This is a genomic window from Pseudoduganella sp. OTU4001 (assembly GCF_038440195.1).
Lineage (GTDB): Bacteria > Pseudomonadota > Gammaproteobacteria > Burkholderiales > Burkholderiaceae_D > Rugamonas.
Window position 1 is genome coordinate 15991 of record NZ_JASATG010000033.1, and the last position, 13271, is coordinate 29261.

Annotated in this window: 11 protein-coding genes; 7 read left to right on the plus strand and 4 right to left on the minus strand. The window is 64.6% G+C overall.

The window, feature by feature from the left end; translation table 11 throughout:
• Positions 1 to 33: 33 nt before the first annotated feature.
• The 5 genes from AAHE99_RS22075 to coaD all read left to right on the plus strand — a co-directional run bounded on the left by AAHE99_RS22075 (position 34) and on the right by coaD (position 5262).
• Complete coding sequence (locus AAHE99_RS22075; protein ID WP_342119510.1) at positions 34 to 489, plus strand: Hsp20 family protein; 456 nt, start codon at positions 34 to 36, stop codon at positions 487 to 489.
• A gap of 119 nt (positions 490 to 608) precedes the next feature.
• Positions 609 to 2087, plus strand: coding sequence for a DegQ family serine endoprotease (locus tag AAHE99_RS22080; protein WP_342119511.1), 1479 nt, complete (start codon positions 609 to 611; stop codon positions 2085 to 2087).
• Between the two features lie 24 nt (positions 2088 to 2111).
• Positions 2112 to 2771: a response regulator transcription factor gene (locus tag AAHE99_RS22085; RefSeq protein WP_342119512.1), complete on the plus strand. Its 660-nt coding sequence runs from the start codon at positions 2112 to 2114 to the stop codon at positions 2769 to 2771.
• Positions 2771 to 4105, plus strand: coding sequence for an ATP-binding protein (locus tag AAHE99_RS22090; protein ID WP_342119548.1), 1335 nt, complete (start codon positions 2771 to 2773; stop codon positions 4103 to 4105). Before AAHE99_RS22085 ends, AAHE99_RS22090 begins: the two co-directional genes overlap by 1 nt.
• Before the next feature lie 29 nt (positions 4106 to 4134).
• A complete protein-coding gene (coaD, locus tag AAHE99_RS22095; RefSeq protein WP_342119513.1) occupies positions 4135 to 5262 on the plus strand; it encodes a pantetheine-phosphate adenylyltransferase in 1128 nt (375 codons plus the stop codon).
• Here the strand turns inward: coaD and AAHE99_RS22100 are convergent.
• The 3 genes from AAHE99_RS22100 to AAHE99_RS22110 form a co-directional block, all read right to left on the minus strand.
• Entirely contained in the window at positions 5259 to 5450 is a 192-nt protein-coding gene (locus tag AAHE99_RS22100; protein WP_342119514.1) for a hypothetical protein, read from the minus strand. The genes coaD and AAHE99_RS22100 overlap by 4 nt on opposite strands.
• 211 nt (positions 5451 to 5661) lie before the next feature.
• Positions 5662 to 8031, minus strand: coding sequence for a TonB-dependent receptor plug domain-containing protein (locus AAHE99_RS22105; protein ID WP_342119515.1), 2370 nt, complete (start codon positions 8029 to 8031; stop codon positions 5662 to 5664).
• Between the two features lie 44 nt (positions 8032 to 8075).
• Positions 8076 to 8861 (minus strand): PhzF family phenazine biosynthesis protein, encoded by a 786-nt coding sequence (locus AAHE99_RS22110; RefSeq protein ID WP_342119516.1) that lies wholly within the window; start codon positions 8859 to 8861, stop codon positions 8076 to 8078.
• Between the two features lie 71 nt (positions 8862 to 8932).
• Between AAHE99_RS22110 and AAHE99_RS22115 the strand changes: the two genes are divergently transcribed.
• On the plus strand, positions 8933 to 12196 hold the full coding sequence (locus AAHE99_RS22115) for an error-prone DNA polymerase (protein ID WP_342119517.1): 3264 nt from the start codon (positions 8933 to 8935) through the stop codon (positions 12194 to 12196).
• A gap of 103 nt (positions 12197 to 12299) precedes the next feature.
• Positions 12300 to 12767 (plus strand): GNAT family N-acetyltransferase, encoded by a 468-nt coding sequence (locus AAHE99_RS22120; protein ID WP_342119518.1) that lies wholly within the window; start codon positions 12300 to 12302, stop codon positions 12765 to 12767.
• Here the strand turns inward: AAHE99_RS22120 and AAHE99_RS22125 are convergent.
• A complete protein-coding gene (locus AAHE99_RS22125) occupies positions 12764 to 13198 on the minus strand; it encodes a PRC-barrel domain-containing protein (protein WP_342119519.1) in 435 nt (144 codons plus the stop codon). The genes AAHE99_RS22120 and AAHE99_RS22125 overlap by 4 nt on opposite strands.
• Positions 13199 to 13271: the final 73 nt, after the last annotated feature.

The following is a 13271-nucleotide window of genomic DNA, read 5'->3' on the forward strand; positions in this document are numbered from 1 at the left end:
CCTTATATCGCTTAACCTTGAAAGGATATGAAAATGCGTACTTTTGACCTGACTCCACTGTATCGTTCCGCCATCGGTTTCGACCGCCTGGCCCAGATGCTGAATGACTCGCATCGCGGCGACCAGCCAAGCTACCCTCCATACAATATCGAACTGGTGTCCGAAGACCAGTACCGTATCGTGATGGCGCTGGCAGGCTTTGACCGTAGCGAAATCGATATCACCTCCGAGCGCGACTCCCTCGTCGTTGTCGGCCGCAAGCAGAAAGACGGCCAGGAAAAGACTTACCTGCACCGTGGCATTGCTTCCCGCGACTTCGAACAGCGCTTCCAGCTGGCCAACCATGTGAAGGTGACCGGCGCGTCCTTCGATAACGGCATGCTCACCATTGAACTGGTGCGCGAGATCCCTGAAGCGCTGAAAGCGCGCAAGATCGCCATCGACGGCGTCGTCAACCACGCCGCACTGGAACAAAAAGCCGCTGCGTAAGCGTCGCTTGCTCCTATGAAAAAGGCCGGATTTCCGGCCTTTTCTGCGTTAAGACGCGTCTAAGTTTCATCCCGCATATTGGAGCCGTTGAGAAAAGCATTTTCTTCAGGAGTCGAATCATGCGCAACACCACCACCATGTTCCTTGCCCTGGCTACCGCCGGCGTTGTCGGTGCCGGTGCAGCCATTGCTGTCCAGCAGAGCCAGGCCTTCGCCGCCCCGCAAGCCGTCATTAGCGCCCCGGCCAACGCCGCCCAGGGCGCCCCGGCGCCCGTGCCCGCGCCGATGATCTCCCTGCCGGACTTCAGCGTGATCGCTTCGCGCAATGGTCCGGCCGTGGTGAACATCAGCACCACCGGCAGCACCAAGGCGCAGTTCCGCGGCGATCCGGATGCTGAAAACGATCCTTTCTATGAATTCTTCCGCCGCTTCCAGATCCCCGGCCAGCGCGGCCGCGGCGGCGCGCCGGTGCCTTCGCACGGCGTCGGTTCCGGCTTCATCGTCAGCGCCGACGGCATCATCCTGACCAATGCGCACGTGGTGCGCGACGCCAGCGAGGTGACCGTCAAGCTGACCGACCGCCGCGAATTCCGCGCCAAGGTGCTGGGCTCCGACCCGAAAACCGACGTCGCCGTGCTGAAGATCGACGCCAAGAACCTGCCGGTGGTGCCGCTGGGCCGTTCCGGCGACGTGAAGGTGGGCGAGTGGGTGCTGGCCATCGGCTCGCCGTTCGGCCTGGAAAACACCGTCACCGCCGGCGTGGTGAGCGCCAAAGGCCGCTCGCTGCCGGACGATTCGAACGTGCCCTTCATCCAGACCGACGTGGCGATCAACCCAGGCAACTCGGGCGGCCCGCTGTTCAACACCAAGGGCGAGGTGATCGGCATCAACTCGCAGATCTACAGCCAGAGCGGCGGTTACCAGGGCCTGTCGTTCTCGATCCCGATCGACGTGGCGACCCGTATCCGCGATCAGGTGGTCGCGACCGGCAAAGTGGTGCACGCCCGCCTCGGTGTCATGGTGCAGGAAGTGAACCAGGGCTTTGCCGATTCCTTCAACCTCGATTCGCCGGAAGGCGCGCTGGTGTCGAACGTGGAGCGCGGCGGCCCGGCCGACAAGATCGGCCTCAAGGCGGGCGACGTGATCCGCAAGATGAATGGCCAGAAGATCGTCGCCTCCGGCGATCTGCCTGCCATGGTTGGCCTGGCCATGCCGGGTGATAAAGTCACGCTGGAAGTCTGGCGCCAGGGCAAAAACGTCACGTTGGAAGGCAAGCTGGGTAATGCCGCCGACCGCAACGTGGCTGCCGTGCAGAACGATGAGGCAGCCAGCAAGCTGCGTCTCGGCCTGGCGCTGCGCCAGCTGGACCCGATGGAGCGCCGTGAATCCGGCCTGGCATCCGGCCTGCTGATCGAAGACGCCGGCGGCGCCGCCGCCAGCGCCGGTGTGCAGCCGGGCGACGTTTTGCTGTCGGTGAACGGCCGCGCCGTCAATTCTGTGAACGAAGTACGCGACCTCGTGGCAAAATCCACTAAATCGGTAGCGCTGCTGATCCAGCGCGGCGAGGACCGCATCTTTATCCCGGTGCGCCTCGGCTAACAAAAACAAGAAAGGTAATACGTAATGCGCCTCCTGCTGGTAGAAGATGACACGATGATCGGCGAGGTAGTGCTCGATCTGCTGAGGGCAGAGCACTACGCCGTCGACTGGGTCAAGGATGGCGCCATGGCCGACACGGCCCTGCAGACCCAGACCTACGACCTGGTGCTGCTGGACCTGGGCCTGCCCAAGAAAGACGGGCTGGAAGTCCTGCGCTCGATGCGCGCCCGCAAGGAACTGACCCCGGTACTGGTCGCCACCGCGCGCGACGCGGTCGAACAGCGCATTGCCGGCCTGGATGCCGGCGCCGATGACTATGTCCTCAAGCCCTACGACCTGGACGAGCTGCTGGCCCGCATCCGCGCCTTGCTGCGGCGCGCCGCCGGCCGCGCCGAGCCGGTGTTCGAGCACAAGGGCGTGTCGATCAATCCGCAAACGCGCGAAGTGATTGCCAACGGCCAGCCGGTCAACCTGTCGGCCCGCGAGTGGGCCGTGCTGGAAGCGCTGATCGCACGTCCCGGCATCGTGCTGTCGCGCGCCCAGCTGGAGGAAAAGCTGTACAGCTGGAAGGATGAAGTCAATTCCAACGCGGTCGAAGTGTATATCCACGGCCTGCGCAAGAAGCTGGGTGCGGATTTGATCCAGAACGTGCGCGGCCTCGGCTACATGGTGCCGAAACAATGATGATGGCGGTCCCGAAGGTCAACGTCACGCACTCGCTGCGTGGGCGCCTGCTATGGTTCCTGCTGGCGGCGATCACCATGGCCGCCGTGGCGCAGGCCATGATCGCCTACAGCTCGGCGCTGAACGACGCCGACCAGATCTTCGACTACCACATGCAGCAGATGGCCATGTCGTTGCGCTCCAACGCGCCAATGGCCGCCACCGGCAACACCGACCCCAATGATCCCGGCAACGACGAGATGGTGGTGCAGGTGTGGACGCCGGACGGCATCCAGGTGTTCCGCTCGCTGTCGCGCGCCGAACTGCCGCAGCGCGCGGTGCTGGGCTTCTCCAACGTGCGCGCCAATGGCACGACTTACCGCGTGTTCTCCGCGCAGACCGCAACCCAGACCATCCAGATCGCGCAGGACCTGGCCGTGCGCAAGCGCATGGCCGGCACGCTGGCGCTGCGTACTGTCGGCCCGATTGCGCTGATGGCGCCGGTGCTGATGCTGGTGGTGTGGTGGGTGGTATCCGGCTCGCTGGCGCCGGTGGCGCGCGTGCAGCGGCAACTGGCCGTGCGCAAGGCCGACGATTTATCCGAAGTTTCCGATGCCGACCTGCCGGACGAAGTGCGTCCGCTGGTGCAGGAATTGAACCTGCTGTTCAAGCGCGTCGAAACCGCCTTCGAGGCGCAGCAGAACTTCGTGGCCGACGCTGCGCACGAGCTGCGTACACCGCTGGCCGCGCTCAAGCTGCAAATCCTCAGCCTGGCCCGCGCCGACTGCAACGAAGCCCGCGACGTCGCGATTGGCCGCCTGTCGGCCGGCGTGGAACGCGCCTCGCGCCTGGTCGAGCAGCTACTGGTGCTGGCCCGCACCGAAGCGGCGGACGCCAAGCTGGAGCCGGTCAGCCTGACCGAACTGGCCAAGCGCGCTGTCGGCGACATGGCCGGCTCGGCGCAGTCGCGCGAAATCGACCTGGGCCTGGAACAGGCCGATGAAGCCACCGTGCAGGGACAGGGCGATGCTTTGCTGATCCTCTTGCGCAACCTGGTCGACAACGCCGTGAAATACACCCCGGCTGGCGGCACGGTGGACGTGTCGGTGCTGGCCCCGGCCGCAGGCGCGGGCGCACGGCTGGTGGTCGAGGACAGCGGCCCCGGCATCCCGCCGGAAGAACGCGAGCGCGTCTTCAACCGCTTCTACCGCGTGCCGGGCAGCGAAGCCCAGGGCAGCGGGCTGGGATTGGCCATCATCCGCGCCATCGCCGAACGCCATGGCGCCAAGCTGGCGCTGGACGCCTCCGAACGCCTTGGCGGCCTGAAAGTGACGGTGGAGTTTGCGCCGAGCTAGAATGTCGTTTTCGACATTCGGAGCAGGGCATGCAGAAGATCGGTTTCTCGGGGACTTTGGACCCCATCACCAACGGCCATATGTGGGTCATTGGCGAAGCGCGTTCGATCGCGGAGGAAGTGGTGGTCTTCCTGTCCGAGAACTCCACCAAGGCGCCCAAGTTCACCGCTGAGGAACGCAAGGCCATCGTGCTGGCCAGCTGCGCCGAGCGTGGCTGGAACAACGTCTCCGTGCAGATCGTGAAGAGCGAATACACCGCGCGCGTAGCCAAGCGCAATGGCGTTGACTACCTGATTCGCGGCATCCGCAGCACCGCCGATTTCGACTACGAAAACCTGATCCAGCAAACCAATGTGGAAGTGATTGGCGGTTCCAAGACGCTGTTCGTGATGCCGCCGCGCGACCTGGGCTCGGTGAGTTCCAGCTTCGTCAAGGCACTGGAAGGCCCAGTGGGCTGGAACTGGACGATGAAGAAATTCGTCCCCGCACCGGCTTACCAGGCCTGGATCCTGGCCTGGCTGCGCAAGGAATGGGACAGCCTGTGGCGCGAACGCCCGCACTCGGCCGAATGGTTCGAGCGCCTGACCGGCGAAGCAGCTTACGGCGGCGCCGACCGCCACTATCACAACCTCGACCACCTGGTGCACGGCCTGGCCGAAATCCGCGCCTGGGCAGCCAATACCGGCGCCACGCCGGCTGACGTGACCTTGGTCAAAGCCGCCTTCTGGTTCCATGACGCGGTGTATGCCCACGGCGCCGGCGATGTCACGAATGAAGAAGCCAGCGCCCGCCTGTGGCTGGGCAGCGCCCTTGAGTTGGATGCCGTGCGCGCCGAAGAAGTAGCAACCCTGATCCGCGCCACCGACCACTTCCAGGGCGCCAGCATTGTGCACCCGTTGAAAGACACCATGCTGTCGGTGGACCTGGCGATCCTAGGGCAGGAAGCCGAGGTGTACCAGGCATACGCCCAAGGCATCCGCGCCGAATACGCCCACGTGCCGGTGGAGCGCTACAACAGCCAGCGCGCCCAGATCCTGGCCCATTTGCGCGGCAAAGCCGAAGCGGGCACCCTGTTCGCCGACCCCTTCTTCACCGACAACTACACCGCCATGGCGATTGCGAATATGAGTGCCGAACTGGCGGTGCTGCAGCCTTAACTGTTGACGGGCAGCGGCGCCGCCAGCTGCTGCCAGAAGCGCTCCGCCTCTTCGAGTGCGCTCGCCTTATCGCATTTTTCCGACACGGCGCAGAGGATAAACTCCTCCGCCGACATATGCTCCATCGGCGCCCATTTGGCGATCGCCGAAATCACATCACCTGCCAGGTGGATCGTCATCGCAGCCATAACAACCTCCTCCGAGTGGAAAGTAATTCCACCATGCATCAAAAAAACGGAGGAGACTTTGCGCTAAATCAATCCCAATGCATGAGCCCGTGTCCCACCTTGGGGTCACACCCTAAGTGAGACACGGGCTCATGTGTCGTGTGGAAGAGTCCGTGTCTCATCTGGGGTGTGACCCCAGGGTGGGACACGGGCTCGGCTGGGCGTGGTGGGCTTAGAACTTGACGTGCAGGCGGGTGAAGTAGGAGACGCCGTTCAGGCCGAACTGCACGGACTCGTACTTGAAGCCGTTGTCGGTTTCGTTCGGGTCTTGCGGGGTCGGGTGGACGTCGAAGATGTTGGCGGCGCCAAAGCTCAGCTTGGCGTTCTTCATGAACGCGTAGGTGAAGCCGAGGTCGGCCGAGGTCTTCGCTTCGTACTTCTGGTTCGCTACGCCGGATGCGGTGCCGCTCCAGGTGCCCAGGGTCTGCGGGCCGAAGTGGATGATCTTGAAGCTGGTCTCGAGCGGGCCGGTGGCGTAGTCGAAGCCCAAAGTTGCCTTGCGGCGCGGTCCGCCTTGTTCCAGGAACAGGCGCTCACGTTCGGACAGCAGCACGTCTTCGTAACCTTTCAGTGCGGCCGGGGCGTGGATGTCGGTCACTTCGGTCTTGCTGAAGTTCATGGCCAGGAAGCTGGTCAGCTTGTTGCCAAACACGGTGGACTTGTGTGAGGCGGTCAGGTCCAGGCCCTGGGTTTTGGTGTCGACCGAGTTGACGAAGAATTGCGCGCCGCCCACGCCAAGGGTCGCCAGCTTGGCGGCCAGGGTAGGGTAGTTCGATTCGTCGAACAGGCCGGACAGTACGATGCGGTCCTTGATCTTAATGCGGTACAGGTCGGCCGTCACCGACAAGTCGCTATTCGGAGTCCAGGTCGCTCCCAGGGTGAAGCTGCGCGATTTCTCTTCCTTCAGCGGATCGAGGCCGGCGACCTTGCCTACCGGGCCTACGGCCGGGGTGATCGAAATGTCGGTCGGTACGCCGCCCACGAAGTCGGTGTAGGTGGAGGAGAAGTATGCCTGCTGCAGCGACGGTGCGCGGAAACCGGTCGAGGCGGAGCCGCGCAGCAGCACTGGATCAGCCAGGCGGTAGCTGCCGGCGATCTTGCCGGTCACGGTGGAGCCGAAGTCGCTGAACTTTTCCCAGCGCAGGGCGCCCTGCAGCTTGGTGTTCTTGCTGATGTCCGCTTCCAGGTCGATGTAGGCGGCGCTGCTGTGGCGCTTGGCGTTGGTCACGTCGCCCGGCTGGAAGCCTGGGAAGCCCTGGCTGCCGGCATTGCCGCCGCCAGCGCCGTCGGCGTCGATGTATGAGCCTGGTTCGCCGGCGAAGATCTTGTACTTCTCGGCGCGGTATTCGGCGCCGAATGCCACGTTCAGGCCATCGCCCACCAGGCCTTCGAAGTAGCGGTTCATGTCGAAGTTGGTGGTCGATTGCTGGAAGGAGAAGCCGCCCGCATCGAATTCGCTCTTGCTGACGCCTTTGCCGCCCTTGAGCAGGTCGAGGTTGGCGATGGAGGCGTTCAGGGTGTTGCTGATGTTGTACTTCAGGCGGTTGTAGCCATAGGTTTGCGAGATGTCGGCATTCCATTCGCCGATCTTCTGCTTGAAGCCGACGATGGCGTAGCGGTCATCCAGGTCGCCATCGATGAACGGGACGAAGCCGTTCGGGTACATGGCGGCGGAATTGCGCGATGGGATGTCGTCTTCGCCGTTGCGCGCCCAGGCGCCGCTCGATGCGTCGCGCTGCTGCACGCCGCCGGTGAAGTAGACGCGGCCCGGGCCGGCCGGGATTTCGCCGTTCACGTAGACGGTCTGGTTTTCGGACTTGGAGTCGCCAATGGTGCGCGGGTTGCCCGGTTCGGCGCGGTTGGAGCGGCCGCGGTCCAGGTATTCGCCGGTGATGCCCACGGTGCCGCCAGCCACGGCGAAGCCGCAGTAGGCCGATGCCAGCCAGTTCTTGCCGTCGCCGGCGCCGTACTGGCCGTAGCCGATAGCCGATTCGCAGCCCACGTTCTTTTTCAGGCCGATATCCATCACGCCGGCAATCGCGTCGGAGCCGTATTGGGCGGCGGCGCCGTCGCGCAGCACTTGCACGTCCTTGATCGCCATCACCGGGATGGAGTTCATGTCGGTGCCGGTGGCGCCGCGGTTGCGCGCGCCGAAGATGTTGACCAGGGCGGAGGTGTGGCGGCGCTTGCCGTTCACCAGCACCAGGGTCTGGTCGGAACTCAGACCGCGCAGGGCGGCGGAGTCCACCAGGTCGGCACCGTCGGCGCCGGTCTGGCGGGTCGAGTTGAACGATGGGGAGATGAAGGTCAGTACCTGCGCCAGGTCGAACTGGGCGCCTTGCTCGCTGGCTTTCGACAGCGGGATGACGTCGATCGGGGCCACGGTGTCGGTGGTGGAGCTGGTGGCGCGGCGCGAGCCGACCACGTTCACCACGGTCATGTCGCCGTTGGCGGTCTGGGCGAAGGCTGGCAGGGAGGACAGGGCGCCGGCGCCGTACAGCGCCGACAGGATGGCTTTATGCAGAATCGAATGGCGGGACAATTTCTTACTCCATGGAAAAATTGTCTTCCATTCTAATGTAACTTTTACTTATGCACGAATTCCGCTGCGCCGCCGATCAGGATGCGGTTGCCGTCCAGTTGGGTGCGCAGCAGGCAGGGCTGGCCGAGGTGGGCGCCTTGGTACAGGTCGAGCGAACGGCCCAGGTGGACGGTGAGGGCGCCGGCTGCCACGCCGGTGGCGCTGTCTTCCAGCGCCGGGTCGAGGTGGTTGAAGTTGCGGCCTTCGAAGCTGCCGTCTGGGCGGCGGCACCAGGCGTAGATCCCGCTGACGCCGGCTGCTTTGCCCCAGCGGGCGATTGCGGCCAAGTCCGGCTGCAGGGCGTGCAGTGCGGCGCTGTCCGTTACCTCGACCAGCAGCTTGGGGCTGCCAACGGAGGCTACGGCAGGCGCCGATGCCAGCGTCAGCGCGCCAAGCAGGCGCTTCGCCAGCCCGTCCAAGTCGGCGTCCCCGGCTGCCGGCGTGACCACCGGCGCATCCTGCCGCGACAGCGCGACGAAAGCGCCATCGCCGCTGCGCGTCAGTGCCAGCTCCTGCCCCCGCATTGCCGTGCGTGCGGTCAGCGGGCCGGCCGCCTCGGCCAGCAGCACACGGGCAGCGGCCAGGGTAGCGTGCAGGCAGAGCGGCGAGCGCATGTGGGGATAGAAATAATCCAGCGTCCAGGCCGCCCCATCGCTGCCGGGATCGACAAACACGCAGGCGCTCTTATTGGCCGCCTTGGCAAAGGCCTGGCGCGCCTCGGCATCGGCGGCATGGCCAAGCAGCACCAGGGCGGTATTGCCTTCGCCCGCCCGGGTGCCGAAACATTTCAATTCGTAAATTTCCATCCGGCGCAGGATACAGGAGAGTGGCGCCGCCTGCTGGCGGTGGTGTAAAATACTGTATGAATATACAGTTATCTCGTCCAGGCCTGCCCGCCTACGCGGAGCTGTTTTGCCTGACGAATTTTTCATTCCTGCACGGCGCCTCGCACTCCGAAGAACTGGTGGAGCGGGCGATTAAGCTCGGCTATAGCGCCCTGGCCATCACCGACGAATGCTCGCTGGCCGGCGTAGTGCGCGCTCACGCCGCCGCCAAAGAGAGCGGCTTGCCGCTGCTGATCGGCGCCCACTTCCACCTGACCAACCCCGATGGCAGCCCGGCGCTCTCGCTGCTGGCGCTGGCGACCAACCGCAATGGCTACGGCAACCTGTCGGAAATGATCACCCTCGGCCGCATGCGCGCCGGCAAGGGCAACTACGAGCTGCATCCGGACGACTTCGCCGACCCGCCGCCCGAGCGCGCCCACCTGCGCGGCATGCCCGATTGCCTGCTGCTCCTGCTGCCCGAATACCCGGCCAGTGTGGACCGCCTGCACCGCCAGGCCGCATGGATGGCGGCCACTTTTCCCGAACGCAGCTGGATCGGCCTGACCCTGCTGGGCCGCGCCTTCGACGAGGCGCACGAAGCGGCCATCGAGGAAGTAGCGCTGCAGCACGGCCTGCGCGTCACCGCCGCCGGCCACGTCTGCATGCATGTGCGCTCGCGCAAGCCGCTGCATGACACGCTGAGCGCGGTGCGGCTCGGCAAGCCGGTCAGCGAATGCGGCTACGAGCTGGCGCAGAACGCCGAGCAGCACCTGCGTTCGCGCCTGCGGCTGGCGAATGTCTTCCCGGCGCAGGCACTGGAGGAAACCTTGCGCATTGCCGAGCGTTGCACGTTCTCGCTGGAGGAACTGCGCTACGAATATCCGCACGAGCTGATCCCGCCCGGCCACACGCCGTCCAGCTTCCTGCGCCAGGAGACCTACAAAGGCGCGGAGTGGCGCTACCCGCACGGCATCCCGCCGCAGGTGCGGGCGCAGATCGAGCATGAGCTGGAGCTGGTGAAGACGCTCGAATATGAATACTTCTTCCTGACGGTGTACGACATCGTCTGCTATGCGCGCTCGATCCACATCCTGTGCCAGGGGCGCGGGTCGGCCGCCAATTCGGCGGTCTGTTATTGCCTGGGCGTGACCTCGGTCGATCCGGCGCGCGGCAATAGCGTGGTGGGGCGCTTCATGTCGATCGAGCGCAAGGAGCCGCCCGATATCGACGTCGACTTCGAGCACCAGCGGCGCGAGGAAGTGATCCAGTACATCTACCACAAATACGGCCGCCACCGTACGGCGCTGGCGGCCACGGTGATCTGCTACCGCACCAAGAGCGCGCTGCGCGACAGCGGCAAAGCCTTGGGCGTGGACCTGGAGATCGTGGAGAAGGTCGCCAAGTCGCACCGCTGGTTTGACCGCAAGAGCGAGGTGCTGGAGCGCTTTGCGGAATGCGGCATGGACCCGAATTCGCCGCTGGCGCACCAGTGGGCGCACCTGGCGCTGCAGATGCTTGGCTTCCCGCGTCACTTGTCGCAGCACGTGGGCGGCTTTGTCATCTCGCAGGACAAGCTGTCACGCCTGGTGCCGATTGAGAATGCGGCGATGGAGGACCGCAGCGTGATCCAGTGGGATAAGGACGACCTGGAGGAGCTGGGGCTATTGAAGGTGGACGTGCTGGCGCTGGGCATGCTGACGGCGATGCGGCGCACTTTTGACCTGATCTCACAGCGCCATCAACTGCGGTTTGGGCTGAACAGCGTGCCTTCGGAGGATAAGGCGACTTACGACATGATCTGCCGCGCGGACACCATCGGTGTGTTCCAGATTGAATCGCGGGCGCAAATGAGCATGCTGCCGCGCTTGCAGCCGCGCGTGTTTTACGACCTGGTGATCGAGGTGGCGATTGTGCGGCCGGGCCCGATCCAGGGCGGGATGGTGCATCCGTATTTGCAGCGGCGCATGGGCAAGGTGCCGACGCACGTGCCGAAAGGCCTGGAGAAGGCGCTGGAGCGTACGCTGGGGGTGCCGATCTTCCAGGAGCAGGTGATGCAGGTGGTGATCGATGCTGCGGACTTCACGCCGGGCGAGGCGGACCAGTTGCGGCGCTCGATGGCGGCGTGGAAGCGCAAGGGTGGGCTGGAGAAGTACCAGAAGCGTATTGTCGATGGCATGACCAGGAATGGTTTTGACGAGGGCTTTGCCAACCAGATATGCCAGCAGATCCAGGGCTTTGGCGAATATGGCTTCCCCGAGTCGCATGCGGCGAGTTTTGCTTTGCTGACCTATGCGAGCTCCTGGCTGAAGTGCCACGAGCCGGCGGCGTTCCTGTGCGCCTTGCTGAATAGCTTGCCGATGGGATTTTACAGCGCGTCGCAGCTGGTGCAGGACGCCAAGCGGCATGGCATCGAGGTGCGGCCAGTAGATGTAACGATCAGCGAATGGGAGTCGTCACTGGAGGAGCTGGATGCCGCCCCGGCCGCGCCGCCCACCCCGGCGGGGCAGGCAGCGGAGGAAGATCCGGTGTTCAGGCGCGAGGTGACGCGGGATGAGTTCCTCGCCGCCATGGCGCAGCAGCCGGCGCGGCGCCAGCCGGCGGTGCGGCTCGGCATGTCGGTGCTGAACGGCATGCGCGAGGCTGCGGCCATGCGCATCACGGACCAGCGGCAGCGGCGACCCTTCGCGGACGTGGCTGATCTGGCGCGGCGGGCTGACCTGGAGCGCCACGATTTGCAGGTGCTAGCTGGCGGCAATGCCTTGCAGGCCCTGGCCGGCAACCGCCGCCAGGCGCTGTGGGATGCCACCGGCGCGGTGCCGGACAAAGACCTGCTGCGCCCGACGCAAGTGGAGGAAGAGACGCCGCAACTGGTGCCGCCGACCGAAGGCGAAGAAATCCTCAGCGATTACCGCGCGCAAGGCCTGACGCTGGGTCGCCACCCGCTGGCGCTGATACGCCCGGCCTTGCTGGCCAAACGCTTCTTCCCGGCGGAAGTGCTGAACACCTTCAGCAACAACCAGCTCGCGCGTGGCGCCGGCATCGTCTCCGGCCGCCAGCGTCCTGGCACAGCGAAGGGTGTTTTGTTCGTCACGCTGGAAGACGAAACCGGCAACGTCAACGTGATCATCTGGCCCGACCTGGTCGACAAATACCGCCGTGAAGTATTGGGCGCGCGGCTGCTCGGCGTGTACGGCGTGTGGCAGGCAGAAGGCCTCGTCCGCCACCTGGTCGCCCGCCGCCTGGTCGACCTCTCCCACATGCTCGGCCGCCTGCCCACCAGCAGCCGCGATTTCCATTAGGGCTTGCGCCGCGCCACCCGAAGCGGCGCGGATCGCAGCATTGCCGTTAGCGACTCTGGTGGTCACTTTCTATTTTCCGAATAAATCCAGCTAGAATCGCTGGATGAGCAATGAAATCACGCTGCGGCCCGGGGCGGCCGATGATGCGTCGGCGATCAGTGCGCTGATCCTGTCGCTGCAACCTTATTTGACGATAGAGCCGGATGGCGCGGGCGCGGAGGAGTTTCTCGTTACGCTGCAGCCGGACATCATCCGCCGCAACCTGCAGGCGGAAAACTATTCCTACCATTTGGCGTACGACGGCGAGGTGTTGGCCGGGGTGGCGGCGGTGCGCGATAACACGCACCTGTTCAGCCTTTACGTGGGCTCGGCCTGGCACGGGCAGGGCATCGCCAGGCGGCTGTGGCACGTGGTGCGGGACGAGGCGCTGGCACGCGGTAACCCGGGCCGCTTCACCGTCAACTCCTCCGCCTTCGCGGAAAGCATGTACCGCCACCTGGGCTTCGTACCGACCGGCCCGATGGCGGAGATGCATGGGCTGCGCTTTATCCCGATGCGGCTCGATCTTTAGCGCGAGCTTTGGTCCAGGTGGCTGGGGCCGCTGGTGGCGCTGCTGGTACCGTAGTAGTTGTGCAGTTCGGTCGCCCAGGTCTGGTTGGCCATGTCCGGCCAATGGTCCTTATCGAAGCCCGGCGCCTGCGCGATGCGCTCCTTCTCGATATTCAGCGTCATGCGGTGGTTGCCGGTATCCAGCGACAGCGCCTCGAACGGCACCGCAAACAGTTTTTCGCCGATGCCCAGTATGCCTCCCGAAGCCATCACCACATAAGCGATATGTCCGGTCTGCATATCCAGCATGATTTCCTTCACCGTGCCGAGGTGTTCGTTCTGCAGGTTGTGCACATGGTCGCCAATCAGGGTGTCGGCGCCCATCAGGCGCGGGCCAGGTCCCTGGTGGCCGGTGTCGACATAATTGCCGTACTCGTCGCGATCAACACTCATGATGGCCTCCTGTTGAAATAATGTCATTGTTGCGGCCCATCCGGGCCAGGGTCTGTTCGCTGGCGCACGCATT

Coding starts and splice junctions, on each gene's coding strand:
- AAHE99_RS22075 (WP_342119510.1), top strand. CDS start 34: ATGCGTACTTTTGACCTGACTCCACTGTATCGTTCCGCCATCGGTTTC.
- AAHE99_RS22080 (WP_342119511.1), top strand. CDS start 609: ATGCGCAACACCACCACCATGTTCCTTGCCCTGGCTACCGCCGGCGTT.
- AAHE99_RS22085 (WP_342119512.1), top strand. CDS start 2,112: ATGCGCCTCCTGCTGGTAGAAGATGACACGATGATCGGCGAGGTAGTG.
- AAHE99_RS22090 (WP_342119548.1), top strand. CDS start 2,771: ATGATGGCGGTCCCGAAGGTCAACGTCACGCACTCGCTGCGTGGGCGC.
- coaD (WP_342119513.1), top strand. CDS start 4,135: ATGCAGAAGATCGGTTTCTCGGGGACTTTGGACCCCATCACCAACGGC.
- AAHE99_RS22100 (WP_342119514.1), bottom strand. CDS start 5,450: ATGGCTGCGATGACGATCCACCTGGCAGGTGATGTGATTTCGGCGATC.
- AAHE99_RS22115 (WP_342119517.1), top strand. CDS start 8,933: ATGAATATACAGTTATCTCGTCCAGGCCTGCCCGCCTACGCGGAGCTG.
- AAHE99_RS22120 (WP_342119518.1), top strand. CDS start 12,300: ATGAGCAATGAAATCACGCTGCGGCCCGGGGCGGCCGATGATGCGTCG.
- AAHE99_RS22125 (WP_342119519.1), bottom strand. CDS start 13,198: ATGAGTGTTGATCGCGACGAGTACGGCAATTATGTCGACACCGGCCAC.